Genomic DNA, 15,370 nt, shown 5'->3' on the forward strand with positions numbered 1-15,370 from the left:
CCCCGGGGTGATAACGCCGGATTAGTCCGCGTGCAGCACGCGCCCGCGCGTCTCCGGCAGCGCGAAGGCGGCAATGAAGAACAGCACGTAAGCCACCACCGCGAACATCGCGATCGCATTGGCGAGCGACGTCGTCGCCGAGAGCGCGCCGACCAGGAATGGAAACAGCGCGCCGATGCCGCGGCCGAAATTGTAGCAGAAGCCTTGGCCGGAGCCGCGCAGACGCGTCGGATAGAGCTCGGTCAGGAACGCGCCGATCCCCGAGAAATAGCCCGAGGCGAAGAAGCCCAGCGGGAAGCCGAGCACCCACAGGATCTCGTTGGTCAGCGGCAGCTGCGTGTAGAGCAGCACCACTGCCATGGCGCCGATCGAGAAGATCAGGAACAGATTGCGCCTGCCGATGCGATCCGCGAGCCAGGCTCCGACGAGATAGCCGATGAAAGAGCCGATGATCAGCGTCGAGAGATAGCCGGTCGAACCGACGATCGACAGGTGCCGCTCCTTGGTCAGGAACTGCGGCACCCAGAAGGTGACGGCGTAGTAGCCGCCCTGGCAGCCCGTCGCCATCAGCGAGGCCAGGATTGTGGTCTTCAGGATCGGGCCGGAGAAGATTTCCCAGAGCGCCGGACGATCGCCGCTCGCGGCCTGTTTTGCGCGGGCCTCGGCCGCGATCTCCGGCTCGGTGACGGAGCGGCGGATGTAGAACACCAGCAGCGCCGGCAGTGCGCCGATCACGAACATCCAGCGCCACGCCGTCTCCGGCGGCAAAGCCGAGAACAGGATTGCCTGCGACAGCACGGCGAGACCCCAGCCGACCGCCCAGCCCGACTGCACCGAGCCGACTGCGCGTCCGCGATATTGCGGCCGGATCGCCTCGCCCATCAGCACGGCGCCGGCCGCCCACTCGCCGCCGAAGCCGAGGCCGAGCACGGCGCGTGCGATCAGGAGCTGGTCGAAATTCTGCACGACCGCGCAGACCAGCGAGAAGAACGAGAACCAGATGATGGTGATCTGGAGCGTCCTGACACGTCCGATATGATCGGAGAGATAGCCGCCGAGCCAGCCGCCGATCGCTGAGGCCAGCAGGGTCACGGTGCCGGCGAGCCCGGCCGAGGCCGCATCGACCTTCCACAGCGCGATGATGGTGCCGATCACCAGCGGATAGATCATGAAGTCCATGCCGTCGAGCGCCCAGCCCGCGGCGCAGGCCCAGAACGTCCGCCGCTCCGGCGCGTTCATGTCGCGGTAGAAGGCGAGAAGGCTGGTGTCTTCGATCTCCGCGCGCTCAATGCGCTGGGTCGGATCGGCTGTGCTCATGTGCGTTCCCCGGCGGTCCCTTAAAGCTGCGCGGTGGTAGCACGCACGGCAGCCCGCGCAAGCAGGCGCGCGCTGCCGTGCCATGCAACGGCGAGACTACTGTCCCGCGGCTTCCGCGCCGCGGGTACGCGGATCGGGCGCGCCGAGTGGCCCGTTCGGCGTCACGAGAATCGAATTGGCCGAGGTCTGTCCCATCGGCTCGACGATGAGGTGATCCATCGCCTTCAGCTCGAACAGCACATCGCCGGGAAAGCCGCTCTCGACGCGCACCTCGTCCGGCAGCCATTGATGGTGCAGCCGTGGCGCAGCGACGGCGGCGGCAACATCCATCTTGTAGTCGAGCACGTTGACGATGACCTGGAGCACGGTCGAGATGATGCGGCTGCCGCCGGGTGAGCCCGTCACCAGCACCGGCTTGCCGTTCTTGAGCACGATGGTCGGGGACATCGAGGACAACGGCCGCTTGCCGGGTCCGGGCAGATTGGGCTCGAAACCGACGAGGCCGTAGGCGTTGGAAGCGCCGACCGCGGCGGTGAAATCGTCGAGCTCGTTGTTGAGCAGCACGCCGGTTCCGTCGGCAACGAGGCCGACGCCATAGCTGAAATTCAGCGTGGTGGTGTTGCTGACGGCATTGCCGCCGGCGTCGACGACGGAAAAGTGCGTGGTGTTGGTGCCCTCGCGCGGCGCGGGAGGGGCGGAGACGAGCTGCTTCGACGGCGTGGCGCGCTCCGTGGAGATGCCGGCGCGCAGCTTGGCGGCGTAGTCCTTTGCAGTGAGCGTGTCGATCGGCGCATTGACGAAGGCGGGATCGCCGAGATAGCGCGCACGATCCGCATAGGCGCGCTTCATGGCTTCGATCAGCAGATGCAGCGAGGCCGGCGACCCCTGTTTCAGATCGACCAGCTGAAAGCCCTCGAGGATGTTGAGCGTCTCCACCAGCACCACGCCGCCGGAGGACGGCAGCGGCATCGAGACAATGTCGTAGCCGCGATATGTGCCGCGCACCGGGGCACGGACCACGGCCTGATAGGATTTCAGATCGGCCGGCGTCATGATGCCGCCGGCGTCAGTCACGGCCTTGGCGAGCTTGTCCGCGACCGGTCCCTCATAGAAGCCGCGCGGCCCCTGTGCGGCGACGGCCGACAGCGTTTCGGCGAGATCGCTCTGCACCAGCCTGTCGCCTTCGCCGAGCGGTGTGCCGTCGGGGCGCGAGAAGATCTTGGCCGACGACGGCCAGCGCGCGAGCCGCCGGTGCCAACCCGGCAGCGTGTCGGCAAGGTCGTCGGTGACGACAAAACCGTCGCGGGCGAGCCCAATCGCGGGCTCGAGCAGCTGTGCCAGCGTGAACCGGCCCGAGCCGTATTTTTCCAAGGCCAGCACAAGACCTGCGACGGTGCCGGGCACGCCGACGCCGAGCGCCGAATCCCGCGACTTCGCCGCATCGGGCTTGCCGTCAGCACCGAGGAAGATCTGCGGGGTGGTCGCAGCCGGCGCGGTCTCGCGATAGTCGATCGTGATGTCCTCGTTGCGCTCGGCCGAATGGATCACCATGAATCCGCCGCCGCCGATATTGCCGGCGCGCGGATACGTCACGGCCATCGCAAAGCCGGTGGCGACCGCGGCATCGACCGCGTTGCCGCCGCGGCGCAGGATGTCGGCGCCGACTTGCGCCGATATCTTTTCCTGCGCCACCACCATGCCGTGCTCGGACGGAACGGCGTGCACCGTGTCGAGCGCGGGTGGGACATAGGCTCGCCGCGCATCCTGTGCGGTGGCAGACGAAAAACCAAACGCCAGAGTGGCAATGAAGGCGAAAAATGTCCGCCGTGTCGGATATGACGACATCATCAAGCTTCCGTCGCGGCCTCAGGCCAGTTCCCACGCGTCGCTTCAATGCTATACGCTTTGCCCCAACAGAGGCAAAACTGTTCGTGATGGGGACTGGAATATGACGACGATCGCCTCGGATGCGCGCTTGGCCGGCGCGCAGCGGACCTATCCGCCGCGCGCCGCCGTTATCAGCTGGATCTTCTTCGATTGGGCCGCGCAGCCTTATTTCACGCTGATCACGACCTTTGTTTTCGCACCCTATTTCGCCACCAGCATTGCGCCAGATGCCGCCACCGGCCAGTCGTTGTGGGGCTTTGCGATGGCGGCCGCAGGCCTCGCGATCGCGCTGATGTCGCCGGTGCTCGGCGCCATTGCCGATGCCTCGGGCCGCAGGAAGCCGTGGATCGCGGGATTCGGCGCACTGCTGGTGCTGGCGGCCTGCACGCTGTGGATCGGCAAGCCCGGCGATCCCACCATCATTGCGCCGCTGCTCACCGCGGTCGCGCTCGCCAGCGTCGGCGCGGAATTCGCCACCGTCTTCAACAACGCGATGATGCCGACCCTGGTGCCGCCTGAGCGGATCGGCCGGCTCTCCGGCACCGGCTGGGCCACGGGTTACATCGGCGGCATCGTCAGCCTCGTCATCGTGCTCGGCTTCCTCGCCGCCAATCCCGAGACCGGCCGCACGTTGCTCGGCTTCAAGCCGCTGTTCGGGCTCGATCCGGTCAGCCATCAGGGCGACCGCATCGTGGGACCGCTGACCGGGCTGTGGTTCATCATCTTCGTGACACCGTTATTCCTGTTCACGCCGGATTATCCGGCGAAGCATCCGGTGCGCGAGGCGCTGCGCGAGGGATTGTCGGATCTCAAGCAATCGATCAAGGGCCTGCCGCAGCGGAAATCGCTCGCGGCATTCCTGCTCGCCAACATGATCTACACCGACGGCCTGGTGTCGCTGTTCGCGTTCGGCGGCATCTATGCCGCCGGCACCTTCGGCTGGCACACGATCCAGATCGGCACCTTCGGCATCATGCTCGCGATTGCCGGCGCCCTTGGCGCATGGCTTGGTGGCAAGCTCGACGATGGTCTCGGGCCGAAGCGCGTCATCGCCGGCAGCCTGCTTGTTCTGTTGCTGGCGGTGGCGGCCATTCTTCTGGTCGACAAGGACAGCGTCCTGTTCGTCAAGGTTGCGCCGCCTCTTCCGGGTGCGCCCCTGTTCTCGAGCGCGGCCGAGCGCGCTTATCTCGTTTTGGGTTGTCTCATCGGCGCTGCCGGCGGCCCGCTTCAGGCCGCCTCGCGCACGCTGCTGATCCGCCTCGCGCCGAAGGATCGCATCGCGCAGTATTTCGGCCTGTTCGCGCTGACGGGGAAGGTAACGTCCTTCATCGGCCCGCTGCTGATCGGCATGATCACCGCGGTGACGGCGAGCCAGAAGGCCGGCATGGCCGTGCTGGTGGTGTTTTTCGTCGCGGGGCTGGGGTTGTTGATGCGGGTGCGGGATTAGTGGCATAGCCCGGATGGAGCGAAGCGCAATCCGGGGCCGCTGTTGCTGAGACGTGAAACCCGGATTTCGCTGCGCTCCATCCGGGCTACGCTCGCGGTGAGTTAGTGCCTGAAGTGCCGCGTGCCCGTGAACACCATGGCGATGCCGTGCTCATCGGCGGCCTTGATCACCTCGTCGTCGCGCATGGAGCCGCCGGGCTGCACCACGGCGGTGGCGCCGGCCTCGATGCAGGCGAGCATGCCGTCGGCGAACGGGAAGAACGCATCCGACGCCACCACCGAGCCCTTGGTGAGCGGCTCGGCGAGCTTGAGCTCATTGGCCGCGTCCTGCGCCTTGCGCGCCGCGATCCGCGCCGAATCCACCCGGCTCATCTGGCCCGCGCCGATGCCGACGGTGGCGAGATCCTTGGCGTAGATGATGGTGTTGGACTTGACGTGCTTTGCGACCCGGAACGCGAATTTCAGATCGCGCATCTCGGCGTCGGTGGGCGCACGTTTGGTCACGACCTTGAAGGTCATGTCGTCGACCACCGCGTTGTCGCGGCTTTGCACGAGGAGGCCGCCGGCCACCGTCTTGGCGGTGAGGCCAGGCGCGCGCGGATCGGGCAGGCTGCCGGCGAGCAGCAGGCGCAGATTTTTGCGCGCGCCGATGATCGCGATCGCCTCCTCGCTGGCGTCGGGCGCGATGATCACCTCGGTGAAGATCTTTGTGATCTCGCGCGCGGTGTCGGCGTCGAGCGCGCGGTTCATTGCGATGATGCCGCCGAACGCCGAGGTGGAATCGCATGCGAGCGCCTTGCGATAGGCGCTGACGAGATCGGAGCCTTCGGCCACGCCGCACGGATTGGCGTGCTTGACGATGACGCAGGCCGCGGTGCGCTTGGCGTCGAACTCGCCGATGCACTCATAGGCCGCATCGGTGTCGTTGATGTTGTTGTAGGAGAGCTCCTTGCCCTGGAGCTGGCGCGCGGTCGAGACGCCCGGCCGCTTGTCGGGCGTCGCATAGAACGCGGCGGTCTGGTGCGGGTTCTCGCCATAGCGCAGCGACTGGATCAGTCTGCCGCCGAAGGCGCGGAAATCGGGCGCGTCGATTTCGAGCTGGCGGTTGAACCAGTTCGAGATCGCGGCGTCATACGCGCCGGTGCGCGCATAGGCCTTCGCGGCAAGCCGCCGGCGCAGTGTCAACGTCGTCGATCCGTTGTTGGCGGCAAGCTCGTCGAGCACGGCCTTGTAGTCCTCGGCCTCGACCACGACGGCGACGTCGTCATGGTTCTTCGCCGCGGCGCGGATCATCGCGGGGCCGCCGATGTCGATGTTCTCGATGCAATCCTCGAAGCCCGCGCCTTTGTCGACGGTCGCTTCGAACGGATACAGGTTGACGACCAGGAGATCGATCGGCGCGATGCCGTGCGCCTTCATCGCCTCCGCATGTTCCTTGTTGTCGCGGATCGCGAGCAGGCCGCCATGCACCTTCGGATGCAGCGTCTTGACGCGACCGTCCATCATCTCGGGGAAGCCGGTGAGGTCGGAAACGTCCTTCACCTTGAGGCCGGCCGCGGCGATCGCCTTGGCGGTGCCGCCGGTTGAGACCAGCTCGACATCGTGCGCGGCAAGCGCCTTTGCGAACTCGATCAGGCCGGTCTTGTCGGAGACGGAGAGAAGAGCACGGGTGACGCGGCGGGGATGGTCAGTCATGAGCAAGATCCTCTGTCTTAAGGAGTGTCTATGCCCAGGCGCGCGGCTTCTATATCTCGCGCTTCCCGATGGTGCTCCATCCAAGGTCGCCAGTCGCGCGAGCGAGGGCTCGATAGCAGCTTTCGGCCGTTTTCACAACGATGAGATGGGGCCGAATCGTGCGCGTTTACAGCGGAAGTTCCGGCTCGCGCCGGGCGTTGCGGCGGGCATTGGTGACCGCAGGCGATGCAGTGGAGCGGACGAAGCTCCAGCGGATCGACGGCGCCTGCCGCGCATCCTGCCGGATCACGATCTGCGCGGTGCGGCGCGGGCCGTCATTGCCGGCCAGGAACACGCTGTCCTCGAGGTCGACCTTGTCGTCCAGCGCCTCGAAGGTCCAGACGTCGCGGTTCGGCAGCACCAGCATGACGCCACGGGCATCCGACAGCCGGCTCGCCTTCACCGCCGGATGCAGATGGAAGCGCAGCGCGAAGTCGGCGTCGGCACCCTTGAAGCGTCCGCCCTGCGGGGGCGACAGCGTGTCCTCGCCGTCGATGCGTGCGCCGTCATTGGCGACCATCAGCACGCGGCGATGGATCGCGCCGAATTTCGCGAGATAGCCGTCGTGCGAGGTCGTGAGCAGCGTGCCGTTCTGCACGATCTCGCGATAGCTCTCGACCTCAACCGGGCCGCTGGTAACGGGCGAGCCGTGCAGCAGCCGCTTCATCGCCGACATCTCGACGAACTGGCATGAGGACGTGTCGTGATAGGTCAGCGTCGAATGGGCCGCGGTGCCGCGTGCGAACGGCCGCCAATTGTCGCGGCCCGTGGTCGGCATGCCGCAATTGGTGACGATGCGGCTGATGCCGGAAGACAATTCGAACGACAGGCAGCCGGCATGGGCGTCGTGGCTGACGCCGGCCGGCGGCGGCGGGCCGGTGTCGATGATCAGCGTGGTCTGGCCGGCGTCGAGGCGCTGGAAGCCGGTATGCGGCATGTTCGCCATCGGCGCGCCGTGGGTGTCGTCATAGGCGAGCAGCGTGGCGAGCAGGTCCGAGGGCGTCGCGCTCATGCCGTTGAAGAGCGCGAAATTGCCGTCGCCGTGCCGGAAGAAGCGCAGCATCGGCATCATGCGGTCGATCGCGTTGAGCAGCGCCGGCGGCGGCGCGATGTTGCGCGCGGCAAAGGTCTGCCGCAGCGGCAACAGGTCGATCAGGAGCTCGATCAGCGCGCCCGGATTGCGGGAGATGTGGCCGCCGTCGGGCAGGATCTGCCGCTGCAATTCGTCCGAAAGCTTTTTCGAGGCACTGCGGATCTGTCCCGCCTGGTTGGCAAGGCACAGCGCCGCGTAGCAAAGCGCGATCAGCACCTGGAGCTTCGGCACCCCGTCGGGAATGTTGACCATGGTGTAGCGCAGGAGGCGGATCTCCCGCGCCAGCGCCCGCAGATAGCGGCGGTAGAATTTGTTGTCGGTGTCGTTGAGCACCAGCGGCGCCTGCGACAGCAGCGAGATCACACGCCGCGCCAGCACGTCGGCACGCCGCGCGACGGCGCGGCGCTTGTTGGCGGGATTGGCGATCCAGTCCTCGACCAGCGCGCGCGCATTGGCCCGCGTCAGCGCGGTGTCGGCGGCGCGCAGATGACGCAGCCAGCCGAAGCCGAGCAGCGCGACCTCCCAGTCTTCCGACGGCGGTTCGAGGTCGAAGATCGAGCGGCCGTGGCAATTGACGATCTTGCCGGCGAAGACGAAGCGGCCGGCATAGATCTCTGCGGCGCGGGTCGCATCCGCCGTGCGCAGGTCATGCGGCGCGATGATCAGCCGGTCGGTACGGCCGGGCCAGACCCGCGACAGCGCAACGGAACCGCCGCTCGCGCGCGCGAGCATGTTCCGCGCGAAGCGGTTCATCACCAGCGTCGAGATACGTCTGCGTTGAGCGACCGACACGCCTTGCCTTGAAGGGGGAGAGGATGAACGACGAATCCTTCTTAATCCCAAAATCGGACGTCTGACACCATCTTGAAGCGTTGCGAATCAGCGCTGGCGCAAAAACCGGTGCAAAATCAGGATTTAACGAGCCGGGCTGCGTAGAAACCGTCGAGCCCGCCGAGCTTGGGATCGGCGTTCGGCAGGTGGCTGGGCAGAGTGCGCAGGTCGCCCTCCGTGGTGATGATCTCGCTGAGCCCTGAGACCTCGGAAGCTTCGATCGGCACGCGGCGCAGGCCGCTCTCCGCGGCCAGCAGCGCCGCGATCGCCTGTTCGCCCTCTTCGGGTTCGAGCGAACAGGTGCAGTAGACCAGCGTCCCGCCTGGCTTAAGCAGCGAGACGGATTTCTTCAGCAGCCGCTGCTGGAGCGCGGTCAGGGCGGCGACGTCGGATTCCTGCCGGAGCCATGCGACATCAGGGTGGCGCCGGATCGTGCCAGTCGATGTGCAGGGCGCATCGATCAGGATGCCGTCAAAACCCTCGGCAGGGCCGGCCCATTCCACGGCGTCGGCGACGACAGTCTCGGCCTGGAGCGACAGCCGCGTCAGATTCTCGCGCAGACGTGCCACCCGGGCGGGTGAGCGGTCGATCGCCGTGACGTGCGCGCCGGCCTGCGCCAGTTGCGCGGTCTTGCCGCCCGGGGCGGCGCAGAGATCGGCAATGGACTTGCCCTTGATGTCGCCAAATAGCCGAGCCGGCAACGCGGCGGCGGCATCCTGCACCCACCATTGCCCCTCGGTGAAGCCGGGCAGCATGGTCACGGCGCCGTGCAGTACCGTGCGCACCGATCCGGTCGGCAGCACTTCGCCGTGCAGCCGGCTCGCCCATTGCGCGGCGTCGGATTTCACGGTGAGATCGAGCGAGGGCTCGTGGCCGAGCGCCAGCGCCATGTCTCTTGCGGTCGCCTCGCCGTAGTGCGCGCTCCAGCGCGCGAGCAGCCAGGGCGGCAGGTCCAGCGATTGCGTGGCAACTTCATCCACCAGCGCCTTGCCCTCGCGCGCGCAGCGGCGCAGCACGGCATTGACGAGGCCGGCATAACGCGCGGCGCGCCGGTCGGATTGGACGAGGCGGACGGAGAGATCGACCGCGGCGTGATCGGGCACGTCCATCCAGAGGATCTGGGCGGCGCCGATCAGGAGTGCGCTCTGCGCGCGCGGCGCTTCGGAGGGAATGCCCTTGTCGAGCAGGCGGGACAGCACATGGCCGAGCGTGCCGAGCCGGCGCAGCACGGTCGCGACCAGTCGGCGCATCAGCGCGCGGTCGCGGTCGGCCAGCGTCTTCAATCCGGGATGGGCACCGCTGCCGTCGAGCTGATCGTCAAGCGTGCGGTGCTTGTGCAGCACGCCGTCGACGATGTCAGCGGCGATCCGCCGCGCCGCGAGACCGGGCACTTCGGACGGAGGAGCGAAACGTTGAGATGGCATGCGGCTTAAGGTTCTTGGCGAGCGGCAGTTCCGCCGCAATGGGCGCATGCCTCGAGAGACCTATCTCTGGCATGCGAATATGCCAAATGTAAGAATGGCCTCTCGCGTTTACAGCCCGCCATGACCATCTCAGCAATGCGTTATTGGACGTCGCACACCCCGTGATCCTGCGCTAGGAACCGCCGAGATGAGTGACCAGCCCCCCGTTCCCGATCGCAAGCCGCTGCCGCCGGCCGCCCAGCGCGCGCTGGCCGAGGCCGAAGCGCGGCGGCAGGCTGCTGCTGCCCACGCCGCGGCGGCGCCGAAGGAATTGCAGGGACCGAAGGGACCCGAGCCCACCCGCTACGGCGATTGGGAGCGCAAAGGTATCGCCTCGGACTTTTGAGGCTGTCGTTTGAGGCTGTCTTTTGAGGCTATCTTGCCGGATCGCCCGACTCAGCCCTAGCGTGCGCGGATGCCGCGTTTCGATCCCAGCCATCCATACCGGCCCTCATGCAGTGGTTCGCCGTTCGGCCGTCACTTCTCGGGGCTGTTGCCGTGGATGTTCGTGGTCGCAATCGTGGTGGCCGTCGTGCTGACGTTCCGGCACGGGATGAACTGGCCCTTCCCGCATGCGATCGACGGTCAATCGCGAGATGCCCAGATCATTTTGCAGCAGGCCAATCCGGACATCCGTCAGCCGGTCGACGTCATTCGCACGATCGACGGCGATACCTTTCTCGCTCGCGTGCACCAGCGCGACGGACGCGTTCTCGTTGCGCGCATTCGCCTGCGCGGTATCGATGCGCCGGAGATGAAGGCATCCTGCCAGGATGAATTGGACAAGGCTCAAGCGGCGACCGGCGCGCTGCGCGATCTGCTCGGCCAGGGCGGCGTGACGATCGCCAATCTCGGCCCCGACAAATACGGCCGTGTTCTCGCCAATGTTGCGACAAAGCGAACCGCGGACGTATCTGCCGCGTTGCTCGCGGGCGGTTACGCGCGGAGCTACAATGGCGGCCATCGCGACGGCTGGTGCGCGCGCGGCTGGCGCTTCTGGTAACAAAAAAGCCGCGTCGAAAGCCGCGGCTCTTTCAATTCTGTTACGAGTTTGGAGATCAGCGCGTCACGACCACCGTCGTGCCGACCGAGACGCGGCTGTAGAGATCGGTGATGTCGTCGTTGAGCATGCGGATGCAGCCATAGGACACGAAGCCGCCGACCGAGCCCGGCACATTGGTGCCGTGGATGGCATATTCGCCGCCGGCCAGCGTCATCGCCGCAACGCCCATCGGGTTGCGCGGCGAGCCGCCTGGAATAACGTCGGGGATGCTGGGCTTGTCGCGCTTCACTTCCGCAGGCGGCGACCAGGCCGGGTTGAGATATTTGCCGTCGATGCGGGTGGTGCCGGCCCATTGCTTGCCGGACTTGCCGACGCCGACCGGATAGCGCACGGCGTGGCCGTTATCGAGGATGAGATAGAGCCGCCGCTCGTTGGTTTTGACCACGATGGTGCCCGGCGAATAGTCGGCCAGATGCGCCCCCACCATTTCCGGCCGCGCCTGCGCCGCCGTCGACATCAAAACCCCTGCCCCGATGGTGGCGGCGAGCGCCACAGCAATCCTTACCGACATCAATTTTTCCTCTGCCCCGAACGGATCGTCCAAAACTACGCAGCACCGGCAATTGCCCGCTTGCCCGGATATTCTTAACCGCGCCTGTTAACCGGATGGTTTCCACGCGCGGCCGCCAAGGGCCCGCCAGCACGCGGAACAAAGAAAATGTTCGAAATAAAGTAAATGACAAGAAAACAACACTTGGCTGGAAAGATGCGGGCGCGACGGATCGCGCCCTGACAAGTGCGTGAGGGTGTGAATGGCTGTTATTTCGAGGGGGGCTCTGTGTCCCGGACGCGCTGCAGCGCCTTGGCGCTGCTGAGCAGAGCCGGGAGACAGGAGGCCACACGCTCTGCCGTTGGATCGGCCCCGGCTCTGCAGCGCACCGCTGAAGAAGCGCTGCGCTGCGTCTGGGGCACGAGAACGTGCCTTACGCCGACTTCTTGTTCTGCCGGTTCTTGACGAGGTCGTCGACCACGGCCGGATCGGCGAGCGTCGAGGTATCGCCGAGGCTGCCCGGCTCGTCCTCGGCGATCTTGCGCAGGATGCGGCGCATGATCTTGCCGGAGCGGGTTTTGGGCAGGCCGGGCGAGAACTGGATCTGGTCGGGCGCGGCGATCGGGCCGATCTCCTTGCGCACCCAGGTGACGAGCTCCTTGCGCAATTCGTCGGTCGGCTCGACGCCGGCCATCAGGGTGACATAGGCGTAGATGCCCTGGCCCTTGATGTCGTGCGGGTAACCGACCACGGCGGCTTCCGACACCTTCTCGTGCGCGACGAGCGCGCTCTCGACTTCCGCGGTGCCCATGCGGTGGCCGGAGACGTTGATGACGTCGTCGACGCGGCCGGTGATCCAGTAATAGCCGTCGGCGTCGCGCCGGCAGCCGTCGCCGGTGAAATACTTGCCCTTGTAGGTCGAGAAATAGGTCTGCTCGAAGCGGGCGTGATCGCCATAGACCGTGCGCATCTGGCCCGGCCATGACCGCGTCAGGCAGAGATTGCCTGATGTCTCGCCGTCCAGCACCTTGCCGTCGGCATCGACGATCTCAGGCACGACGCCGAAGAACGGCTGCGTCGCCGAGCCCGGCTTCAGCTTGGTCGCGCCCGGCAGCGGCGTGATCAAGATGCCGCCGGTCTCGGTCTGCCACCAGGTGTCGACGATCGGGCAGCGGTCGTCGCCGACGACGCGGTGATACCACTCCCAGGCCTCGGGATTGATCGGCTCGCCGACCGAGCCAAGCAGCCGGAGGCTTGCGCGCGACGTCTTCTTCACGGGCTCGTCGCCGCTCTGCATCAGTGCGCGGATCGCGGTCGGCGCGGTGTAGAAGATGTTGACCTTGTGCTTGTCGATCACGTTCCAGAAACGGGAATTGTCCGGATAATTCGGCACGCCCTCGAACATCAGCGTGGTCGCGCCGTTCGCCAGCGGCCCATAGAGGATGTAGCTGTGTCCGGTGACCCAGCCGACGTCGGCGGTGCACCAGTAGATGTCGCCGTCGTGATAGTCGAAGACGTATTGATGCGTCATCGCGGCGAACACGAGATAGCCGCCCGAGGTGTGCAGCACGCCCTTGGGCTGGCCGGTCGAGCCCGACGTGTAGAGGATGAACAGCGGATCCTCGGCGTGCATGTGCTCGGCCCGGCATTCCGTCGTCACCATCTTGGCGGCGTCGTGATACCAGAGATCGCGCGACGGATTCATCTCGACCGTGCCGCCGGTGCGCTTGACAACGACGACCCAGTCGACGCCATCGGCCTTGGCGAGCGCTGCGTCGACATTGGCCTTCAGCGGCACCTTCTTGCCGCCGCGCAGACCTTCGTCCGCGGTGATGATCACCTTGGACTGGCAGTCGTTGATGCGCTGGGCGAGGCTGTCCGGCGAGAAGCCCGCGAACACCACGGAGTGGATCGCGCCAATCCGCGCGCAGGCCAGCATCGCGTAGGCCGCTTCCGGAATCATCGGCAGGTAGATGGTGACGCGGTCGCCCTTCTTGACGTTGCGGGTGCGCAGGATGTTGGCCATCCGGCAGACCTCGTCGTGCAGCTCCTTGTAGGTGATGTGCCGGGATTGCGAGGGATCGTCGCCTTCCCAGATGATCGCGGTCTGGTTGGCGCGCGTGTGAAGATGCCGGTCGATGCAGTTCCAGGCGACGTTGAGGATTCCGTCCTCGAACCATTTGATCGAGATGTTGCCGGGCGCGAAGGAGACGTTCTCGATCTTCGTCGGCGCGTGCATCCAGTCGATACGCTTGGCCTGCTCCGCCCAGAACGCGTTCGGGTCCGCGATCGAGCGGGCATACATGTCCTTGTATTTGGCTTGGTCGATCCAGGCGCGCTTGGCCCATTCCGCGGGGACGTCGTAGGTCTTCTCGGACATGCTTCCCTCCAGATACGGCAAGCCGAGCCCAGGCGACTGGCGAGCCGACGTCATCGTTGAACCGATTATGCGTCCGCCTAACCGGACCCGACAAGGAGCACAAGCTGGACCTTCGGCGAGCGGCCAGCCATGTGGAAGATCAACGCCGCCTGGCGCGACTGTCGCAGATCTGAAACAGGCCGGCGCGGCTTTCCAGGTCTTTACCAAAGCGCCGGAATAGCCCCATGCAGGGCGCCCATGCGCCGCAGGAGGTATTTAGAAACCGTCTGTCACTGATTCGGGACTCGCAATGCGGTTCGGAACACCCTAAATGGCCAACCCGGGTCCAACGAGACCGTCCAAGAGACCCTTGGAACAAAAATCAGAACAGCGGCATTGACCGATAACAGACAGGGCTAAGGCTTAAGACTATGATGGATCAGCAGAATCTCGGGACGATGCGGCTCGCTTCGGCCGATCCTGCTGCTGTCGCGCTGGCCAAAGCCCTCGGACAATGGCCGAAGCCGGCCGGTTCCGCCCGTCTCAGCCCGAAAAAGGTCTTCGACACCGCGCCTGCGACCTCGGTTGAGGCGATCGCCAAGGAGCTGGGCCTGCGGCTCGGCGACCAGAACGAGCTGACCATCCGGCGCATCAAGCGCGGCAAGGGCTATTCCTTCGTTCGTCCCAACGGCGCGCATATCCGCGACGCCCGCACTATCCGCCGGCTGCACGCCATGGCGGTGCCGCCGGCCTATCGCCAGGTGCGCTACTCGGCCGATCCGAGCTCGCATCTCCAGGCGGTGGGACGCGATGCCGCGGGCCGGCTGCAATACCGCTACCACGCCGATTGGGAAAAGGTCCGCGAGCACCGCAAGGCGCACCGGTTGGAAAAGCTCGTCGGCGCGCTGCCAAAGATCCGGCGCAAGGTCTCCGCGTTCCTGTCGGGCGACGAGCCGACGCGTGAATTCGCGCTCTCGGCGGTGATCGAGCTGATCGCGCGCACCGCGATCCGCCCCGGCAATGAATCCTATGCCCGCCTCAACGGCACCCGCGGTGCCACCACGATGCTGAAGTCGAACGTTACGCTCGAGGACGATTCCTTCGTGCTGACCTTCAAGGCGAAGGGCGGCAAGGCGGTGCGCAAGGAGTGCGACGCGGCCAAGCTGGTACGCGCCATCGGGATCCTGAACGGCGTTCCCGGCAAGCGCATGTTCCAGTATCGCGACGCCTACGGCATCGTGCGCGCGGTCAGCACCACGCAGGTGAACGCGTTTCTGCGCGAGATCGCCGGCATCAAGATTTCGCTGAAGGATTTTCGCACGCTGATGGCGTCCGCAGTCGTGGTGGAATCGCTGTCGCGGATCACGCCGGCGACCAGCCAGCGCGGCCGCAAGAAGCAGGTGCTGGACGCGATCCGCGCCGCAGCCGACAAGCTCTCCAACACGCCGGCCATCTGCCGCAAGAGCTACGTCCACGACACCATCGTCACCGCCTTCGAGGACGGTATCCTCGAACGCTTCGCCGCCACCATGAAGGGCCAGCGTTCGCAGGCCAGGCGCGAGCAACTTTTGCAGCAAGTGGTGGCGACCGCGGCGGTTTAAGCGGCGATGCCGTAGGGTGGGCAAAGGCGCGAAGCGCCGTGCCCACCATTCTTCACGACATTGTTGATAGGCCGCGTGGGCACGCT

General features: G+C 66.0%; 11 protein-coding genes and 1 riboswitch. Of the genes, 4 read left to right on the forward strand and 7 right to left on the reverse strand.

The features are described from left to right. Window positions 1-21 precede the first annotated feature (21 nt). Complete coding sequence (locus IVB46_RS32430) at window positions 22-1,317, reverse strand: MFS transporter (protein ID WP_063980311.1); 1,296 nt, start codon at window positions 1,315-1,317, stop codon at window positions 22-24. Window positions 1,318-1,413: 96 nt separating this feature from the next. Then, window positions 1,414-3,165: a gamma-glutamyltransferase gene (gene ggt, locus IVB46_RS32435; RefSeq protein ID WP_247306556.1), complete on the reverse strand. Its 1,752-nt coding sequence runs from the start codon at window positions 3,163-3,165 to the stop codon at window positions 1,414-1,416. Between the two features lie 100 nt (window positions 3,166-3,265). Between ggt and IVB46_RS32440 the strand changes: the two genes are divergently transcribed. Continuing rightward, window positions 3,266-4,651 carry an MFS transporter gene (locus IVB46_RS32440; RefSeq protein ID WP_247306559.1) on the forward strand — a complete coding sequence of 462 codons (1,386 nt, stop codon included), beginning with the start codon at window positions 3,266-3,268 and terminating at the stop codon, window positions 4,649-4,651. Window positions 4,652-4,752: 101 nt separating this feature from the next. On the opposite strand, the gene purH is transcribed toward IVB46_RS32440, so the two are convergent. From purH to IVB46_RS32455, 3 genes are all read right to left on the reverse strand, one after another. Then, on the reverse strand, window positions 4,753-6,345 hold the full coding sequence (gene purH, locus IVB46_RS32445) for a bifunctional phosphoribosylaminoimidazolecarboxamide formyltransferase/IMP cyclohydrolase (RefSeq protein WP_247306564.1): 1,593 nt from the start codon (window positions 6,343-6,345) through the stop codon (window positions 4,753-4,755). 25 nt (window positions 6,346-6,370) lie between these two features. Further along, window positions 6,371-6,452: riboswitch (ZMP/ZTP riboswitch) on the reverse strand. A 59-nt stretch (window positions 6,453-6,511) separates the two neighbouring features. Next, window positions 6,512-8,230, reverse strand: coding sequence for a heparinase II/III family protein (locus IVB46_RS32450; protein WP_247306932.1), 1,719 nt, complete (start codon window positions 8,228-8,230; stop codon window positions 6,512-6,514). Window positions 8,231-8,385: 155 nt separating this feature from the next. After that, window positions 8,386-9,732 (reverse strand): transcription antitermination factor NusB, encoded by a 1,347-nt coding sequence (locus IVB46_RS32455; RefSeq protein ID WP_247306567.1) that lies wholly within the window; start codon window positions 9,730-9,732, stop codon window positions 8,386-8,388. A 187-nt stretch (window positions 9,733-9,919) separates the two neighbouring features. Between IVB46_RS32455 and IVB46_RS32460 the strand changes: the two genes are divergently transcribed. After that, the gene (locus tag IVB46_RS32460) at window positions 9,920-10,117 is read left to right on the forward strand and encodes a DUF1674 domain-containing protein (protein WP_028151091.1); all 198 of its coding nucleotides are present in this window, start codon (window positions 9,920-9,922) and stop codon (window positions 10,115-10,117) included. 69 nt (window positions 10,118-10,186) lie between these two features. Then, window positions 10,187-10,774 (forward strand): thermonuclease family protein, encoded by a 588-nt coding sequence (locus IVB46_RS32465; RefSeq protein WP_247306570.1) that lies wholly within the window; start codon window positions 10,187-10,189, stop codon window positions 10,772-10,774. 55 nt (window positions 10,775-10,829) lie between these two features. Here the strand turns inward: IVB46_RS32465 and IVB46_RS32470 are convergent, their stop codons facing one another. Together IVB46_RS32470 and acs are read right to left on the reverse strand one after the other, a co-directional pair. Continuing rightward, a complete protein-coding gene (locus IVB46_RS32470) occupies window positions 10,830-11,345 on the reverse strand; it encodes a L,D-transpeptidase (protein WP_014490740.1) in 516 nt (171 codons plus the stop codon). A 412-nt stretch (window positions 11,346-11,757) separates the two neighbouring features. Continuing rightward, entirely contained in the window at window positions 11,758-13,704 is a 1,947-nt protein-coding gene (gene acs / locus IVB46_RS32475; RefSeq protein WP_208083854.1) for an acetate--CoA ligase, read from the reverse strand. A gap of 410 nt (window positions 13,705-14,114) precedes the next feature. Between acs and IVB46_RS32480 the strand changes: the two genes are divergently transcribed. Further along, the gene (locus IVB46_RS32480) at window positions 14,115-15,284 is read left to right on the forward strand and encodes a DNA topoisomerase IB (protein WP_063980320.1); all 1,170 of its coding nucleotides are present in this window, start codon (window positions 14,115-14,117) and stop codon (window positions 15,282-15,284) included. Window positions 15,285-15,370 lie beyond the last annotated feature (86 nt).

The sequence above is a fragment of the Bradyrhizobium sp. 61 genome, from assembly GCF_023073075.1.
Taxonomy (GTDB): domain Bacteria; phylum Pseudomonadota; class Alphaproteobacteria; order Rhizobiales; family Xanthobacteraceae; genus Bradyrhizobium; species Bradyrhizobium barranii.

What these genes read in the sequence shown, in the direction of transcription:
- IVB46_RS32430 (WP_063980311.1), bottom strand. Translation starts at nt 1,317, where the DNA reads ATGAGCACAGCCGATCCGACCCAGCGCATTGAGCGCGCGGAGATCGAA.
- ggt (WP_247306556.1), bottom strand. Translation starts at nt 3,165, where the DNA reads ATGATGTCGTCATATCCGACACGGCGGACATTTTTCGCCTTCATTGCC.
- IVB46_RS32440 (WP_247306559.1), top strand. Translation starts at nt 3,266, where the DNA reads ATGACGACGATCGCCTCGGATGCGCGCTTGGCCGGCGCGCAGCGGACC.
- purH (WP_247306564.1), bottom strand. Translation starts at nt 6,345, where the DNA reads ATGACTGACCATCCCCGCCGCGTCACCCGTGCTCTTCTCTCCGTCTCC.
- IVB46_RS32450 (WP_247306932.1), bottom strand. Translation starts at nt 8,230, where the DNA reads ATGAACCGCTTCGCGCGGAACATGCTCGCGCGCGCGAGCGGCGGTTCC.
- IVB46_RS32455 (WP_247306567.1), bottom strand. Translation starts at nt 9,732, where the DNA reads ATGCCATCTCAACGTTTCGCTCCTCCGTCCGAAGTGCCCGGTCTCGCG.
- IVB46_RS32460 (WP_028151091.1), top strand. Translation starts at nt 9,920, where the DNA reads ATGAGTGACCAGCCCCCCGTTCCCGATCGCAAGCCGCTGCCGCCGGCC.
- IVB46_RS32465 (WP_247306570.1), top strand. Translation starts at nt 10,187, where the DNA reads ATGCCGCGTTTCGATCCCAGCCATCCATACCGGCCCTCATGCAGTGGT.
- IVB46_RS32470 (WP_014490740.1), bottom strand. Translation starts at nt 11,345, where the DNA reads ATGTCGGTAAGGATTGCTGTGGCGCTCGCCGCCACCATCGGGGCAGGG.
- acs (WP_208083854.1), bottom strand. Translation starts at nt 13,704, where the DNA reads ATGTCCGAGAAGACCTACGACGTCCCCGCGGAATGGGCCAAGCGCGCC.
- IVB46_RS32480 (WP_063980320.1), top strand. Translation starts at nt 14,115, where the DNA reads ATGATGGATCAGCAGAATCTCGGGACGATGCGGCTCGCTTCGGCCGAT.